Below are 5,345 nucleotides of genomic sequence, written 5' to 3' on the forward strand. Positions count from 1 at the left end.
GCGGAACGGCCCGGGGGCCGTTCCGCCGTCGGAGGTCGGAGACTCAGCTGAAGGAGTCGCCGCAGGCGCAGGAGTTGCCTGCGTTGGGGTTGTCGATGGTGAAGCCCTGGGCGTCGATCCGGTCGGCGAAGTCGATGGTGGCGCCGGTCAGGTAGGGGGCGCTCATCCGGTCGACGACCACCTCGACACCGTCGTAGTCGGTGACGACGTCACCGTCGAGCGAACGCTCGTCGAAGAAGAGCTGATACCGCAGGCCGGAGCAGCCACCCGGCTGCACGGCGACGCGGAGCCGCAGGTCGTCGCGGCCCTCCTGCTCGATCAGGGCCTTGACCTTCTGCGCCGCGACGTCGGTGAGGACGACGGACGTGGGGGCCTGGGCCTCGGTCGACTCGGTCTGCGCTGGCGTGGTCACGTGGAATTCTCCCTGCGCGCGTTCGAAGAAGTGGTCTTCCCCTGGCCAACGTCGTTCGCCGGTCAGCGATTCCCACAGCGGTCCAGCTTCTGATTGTAGGCCGCCGACGGCCGGGTGACCCGGCAGCGTGACCGGCCCCTCCGACGCACGCCGGACAGCGGGGCGGTCCGGGGACGACCTGCGGTCAGCGGCTCCACTGCCGGGCCAGTCGGGAGCCGAGCTCCCGCAACCCCTCGGCCGGACGCTCCATCGCCGCCGCCAGCCCGCCGCGCTCCTCGCCGCCGAAGTGCTCCACCAGGCTGTACGCGTCGGTCACGCCGACCGACGCCGCCTCGCGCCGACCGGTGCTGACCTGGCCGGCGAGCACGACGCAGGGTACGCCCCGGTCGCGCGCGGCGCCCGCCACCCCGGCCACCACCTTGCCGCGCAGCGACTGGTGGTCGAACTTGCCCTCGCCGGTGACCACCAGGTCGACCTCGTCGAGCACGCTCTCCAACCCGATCGCCCGGCTGACCAGCCCGATGCCGGACTCGCAACGCCCGCCCAGGGCGAGCAGCGCGGCACCGATGCCTCCGGCCGCGCCTCCGCCGGGCAGCGCGCCGAGCCCGCTCGGGCAGCCCGGCAGGTCGTGTTCGAGCACCTCGGCCCAGCGTCCGAGCGCGGCGTCGAGCAGCAGCACGTCGGCGCGGTCGGCACCCTTCTGCGGCCCGAAGACGTTGCTCGCTCCGTGCAGACCGAGCAGCGGGTTGTCGACGTCGGTGGCGGCGATCAGGCGGGCGTCGCGCAGCCGGGGCGCCCCGTCGAGGGTGGCGACGGCGGCCAGCGCGGCACCGCCGTACGGCAGGACGTTCCCGGTGTCGTCCAGCGGGACCGCACCCAATGCGGTGATCATCCCGGCGCCGCCGTCGTTGGTGCCGGAGCCGCCCAGCCCGACGACCACCGTCCGGGCGCCCGCCTCGACCGCGGCGGAGATCAGCTGACCCAGCCCGTACGACGTGGTGGCCCTGGGGTCCCGTTCGGCCGGGTCGAGCAGGTGCAGTCCGCACGCCTGGGCGCTCTCCAGCCAGGCGGTCGCGCCGTCGTCGGTGAGCAGGATCTCACCGGCGACCGCACGGCCCAACGGGTCGGTCGTCGACACCGGCACCCGCCGTCCCGACAGCGCGCCGGCGAGCACGTCGAGGAAGCCCGGCCCGCCGTCGGCCAGCGGCCTGACCAGCAGATCGTCCCCGGGTGCGACCTCCCGCCAGCCGTCGGCCACCGCGGCGGCGACCTCGGGTGCCGGCAGCGTGCCGGCGAACTTGTCCGGACAGAGCAGTACGCGCATGCCTGGCAGTGTGGCAGCCCACACCGGCACAGGCGGCGCGCTGGTCATGCTGTGGGACCATGGTCAGCGTGACGTCGACCTGGACTGAGCCCTCCAACACCGCGACTGCGCTGCTGCTTCTCGGCCGTGGCAGCGATCCCGCCACCGAGCGTGGCGTCGAGTGTCCGGGTGACCTGCCGGCACCGAGCGACCCCGATCTGGTGTCCCGGGCGGCGGCGGCCAAGGCCGCGCTCGGTGACCGGGTCTTCGTACTGGGCCACCACTACCAGCGCGACGAGGTGATCCAGTTCGCCGACGTGACCGGTGACTCGTTCAAGCTGGCTCGCGAGGCCGCCGCCCGGCCGGACGCGGAGTACATCGTCTTCTGCGGCGTGCACTTCATGGCCGAGAGCGCCGACATCCTCACCTCGAAGGCGCAGCAGGTGATCCTGCCTGACCTGGCGGCCGGCTGCTCGATGGCGGACATGGCCGCGCTGCCGCAGGTCGAGAGCGCGTGGGACGTCCTGACCGAGCTGGGCATCGCGGCCCGGACCGTCCCGGTGACCTACATGAACTCGTCGGCCGACATCAAGGGCTTCGTCGGCCGCAACGGCGGGGTGGTCTGCACCTCGTCGAACGCCAAGCGGGCCCTGGAGTGGGCGTACCAGCAGGGCGAGAAGGTGCTCTTCCTGCCCGACCAGCACCTGGGCCGCAACACGGCGGTGCTGGAGATGGGCTTCTCGCTGGACGACTGCGTGCTCTACGACCCGCACAAGCCGGGCGGTGGGCTGACACCCGAGCAGCTGCGCGACGCGCGGATGATCCTGTGGCGGGGGCACTGTTCGGTGCACGGCCGGTTCACCCTCGAGAGCGTCAACGACGTCCGCGAGCGGGTCCCCGGCGTGAACGTGCTGGTGCACCCGGAGTGCCGGCACGAGGTGGTCAACGCGGCCGACCTGGTCGGTTCGACGGAGTACATCATCCGTACGATCGAGGCGGCTCCGGCCGGTTCGGCGTGGGCGGTCGGCACCGAGCTGAACCTTGTCCGCCGACTCGCGCTGGCGCACCCGGACAAGCAGATCATGTTCCTGGACAAGGCCGTCTGCTACTGCTCGACGATGAACCGCATCGATCTGCCGCACCTGGTGTGGGCACTGGAAGAGCTGGTCGCCGGCCGGGTGGTCAACCGGATCACCGTCGACGCCGACACCGCGCACCACGCGCGGGTGGCGCTGGACCAGATGCTCGCGCTACCCGGCGCCTGATCACTCTCGGCAACCATTGCCGCACACAAAAGTGCCGGATCACCGATAAATGCCCCCAGGGGTAGTGTGACCGGATCCATTCTCATCACAGAGGGCTATGCTGCCGGGCGGACGAGAACGCGGGCGCGTGCGTTTGGCCGCGACCGCGCCGTGGGTAGCGACCCGCGGTGACCCACATCGACACGGCAGCACGCACGCGCTGGAGGTTGCGTTGACCGACGACGTCCTGGTCGTACACGGAGGCACCCCGCTCGAAGGGCGGATCCGCGTGCGCGGTGCGAAGAACCTGGTTTCCAAGGCGATGGTCGCCGCCCTGCTCGGCGACAGCCCGAGCCGGTTGTTCGACGTGCCCAAGATTCGCGACGTGGAGGTGGTCCGGGGCCTGCTCGGGCTGCACGGCGTCAAGGTCACCGACGGCCTCGAGGACGGTGAGCTGGTCTTCGACCCGGCCAACGTGGAGAGCGCCAGCACCGACCAGATCAACGTGCACGCCGGATCCAGCCGGATCCCGATCCTGTTCTGCGGGCCGCTGCTGCACCGCCTCGGACACGCCTTCATCCCGGACCTGGGTGGCTGCCACATCGGGCCCCGGCCGATCGACTTCCACCTGCAGGCGCTGCGGGAGTTCGGCGCCACCGTCGACAAGACGCCCGAGGGGCTGCACCTCTCCGCCCCGAACGGCCTGCACGGCACCAAGTTCTCGTTGCCCTACCCGAGCGTCGGCGCGACCGAGCAGGTGCTGCTCACGGCCGTGATGGCCGAGGGCGTCACCGAGCTGCGCAACGCCGCCGTCGAGCCGGAGATCATCGACCTGATCTGCATCCTGCAGAAGATGGGCGCGATCATCAAGGTGCACACCGACCGGGTCATCGAGATCCAGGGTGTGCCCCGGCTGCACGGCTACACCCACCGGCCGATCCCGGACCGGATCGAGGCGGCGAGCTGGGCCGCGGCGGCCCTGGCCACCCGGGGCCACGTCGAGGTGCTCGGTGCCGAGCAGGCCGACATGATGACTTTCCTGAACGTCTTCCGCTCGGTCGGCGGCGAGTACGAGGTGACCGACGTCCGGCCGCCCAAGCTGGGGAACCCGGGCCAGGAGGGCGGCATCCGGTTCTGGCACCCGGGCGGCGAGCTGAACGCGGTGGCCCTGGAGACCGACGTGCACCCGGGCTTCATGACCGACTGGCAGCAGCCCCTGGTGGTGGCGCTGACCCAGGCGCGGGGCCTGTCGATCGTCCACGAGACGGTCTACGAGCAGCGGCTGGGCTACACCGAGGCGCTCAACACGATGGGCGCGAACATCCAGGTCTACCGGGACTGCCTGGGCGGCACCCCCTGCCGCTTCGGCCGGCGCAACTTCAAGCACTCTGCGGTGATCGCCGGGCCGAGCAAACTGCACGCCGCCGACCTGGTCATCCCCGACCTGCGCGCCGGTTTCAGCCACCTGATCGCCGCGCTGGCCGCCGAGGGCACCTCCCGGGTGTACGGCGTCGACCTGATCAACCGGGGCTACGAGGACTTCGAGGCGAAGCTCGCCGACCTCGGCGCGCACGTCGAGCGCCCCTGACCCCGACCACCTCCGTTCGAGCCCGGTGCACCGCGATGTGCACCGGGCTCGTGGCGTTGGCTACCCTTGCCGCGTGCCGTCGCTGTTTCGTCGTAAGTCCGCCGACCTCGCCGATCCCGCCACCGAGCCGGAGACCCCGGCCGAGGAGGAGTCGGAGTCCACTCGTGCGCGTGGTTACACGCCGAGCAAGGGACGGGAGACGCCCAAACGGCCCACCACCGGCCGTCGGCCGGCGGGCGCGACCAAGGCGCTGAGCAAGGACGAGGCCAAGGCGCTGCGTCGCCAGCGACGGGCCGAGGCGTCGGCGGAGTTCCGGCGCGAGGGCGGTCCCCGTGACCGGGGGCCGGAGCGGCTGCTCGCCCGCAACGTGGTCGACTCCCGGCGTACCGTCGGCACCTGGTTCTTCGGCGGCGCGCTGGTCGTGCTGATCGGCTCCAACCAGGCGATGCCCCCGGCGATCCGGCTCGCCTCCAACCTGCTCTGGGGCGCGCTGGCGCTCGGCGTGGTGATCGACTCCGTCCTCATCTCGCGCAAGATCAAGAAACTGGTCCGGGAGCGCTTCCCCCGCACCGAGCAGCGGATGGGCTCGCTCTACTTCTACGCGATCATGCGGTCGATCACCTTCCGCAAGCTGCGTACCCCCGAGCCCCGCGTCGCCCTCGGCGACCCGGTCTGATCGGTCGGGTCGCCGTCGCACGACGGCGACCTCTCCGGCCTTCGACCGGCACCGGTCACGGCACGCCGAGCAGGCGCAGCACCGCGGCGGTGCCGGCGGCGGCGAGGACCACCACCACGAAC

The 5,345-nt window shown here is 71.6% G+C and carries 5 protein-coding genes; 3 read left to right on the forward strand and 2 right to left on the reverse strand.

Going from position 1 to position 5,345, the window contains the following annotated elements:
* Positions 1 to 43: 43 nt before the first annotated feature.
* The gene (gene erpA / locus EYA84_RS25570; protein ID WP_131056096.1) at positions 44 to 412 is read right to left on the reverse strand and encodes an iron-sulfur cluster insertion protein ErpA; all 369 of its coding nucleotides are present in this window, start codon (positions 410 to 412) and stop codon (positions 44 to 46) included.
* A 184-nt stretch (positions 413 to 596) separates the two neighbouring features.
* On the reverse strand, positions 597 to 1,736 hold the full coding sequence (locus EYA84_RS25575; RefSeq protein WP_131056098.1) for a glycerate kinase: 1,140 nt from the start codon (positions 1,734 to 1,736) through the stop codon (positions 597 to 599).
* Positions 1,737 to 1,804: 68 nt separating this feature from the next.
* On the opposite strand from EYA84_RS25575, the gene nadA reads away from it, so the two are divergent.
* The 3 genes from nadA (at position 1,805) to EYA84_RS25590 (ending at position 5,223) form a co-directional block, all read left to right on the forward strand.
* A complete protein-coding gene (gene nadA, locus EYA84_RS25580) occupies positions 1,805 to 2,980 on the forward strand; it encodes a quinolinate synthase NadA (protein WP_131056100.1) in 1,176 nt (391 codons plus the stop codon).
* A gap of 211 nt (positions 2,981 to 3,191) precedes the next feature.
* Positions 3,192 to 4,547, forward strand: coding sequence for a UDP-N-acetylglucosamine 1-carboxyvinyltransferase (gene murA / locus EYA84_RS25585; protein WP_131056102.1), 1,356 nt, complete (start codon positions 3,192 to 3,194; stop codon positions 4,545 to 4,547).
* A gap of 73 nt (positions 4,548 to 4,620) precedes the next feature.
* Entirely contained in the window at positions 4,621 to 5,223 is a 603-nt protein-coding gene (locus tag EYA84_RS25590) for a DUF3043 domain-containing protein (protein ID WP_131056104.1), read from the forward strand.
* Positions 5,224 to 5,345 lie beyond the last annotated feature (122 nt).

The organism is Verrucosispora sp. SN26_14.1 (genome assembly GCF_004307965.1).
Lineage (GTDB): Bacteria > Actinomycetota > Actinomycetes > Mycobacteriales > Micromonosporaceae > Micromonospora.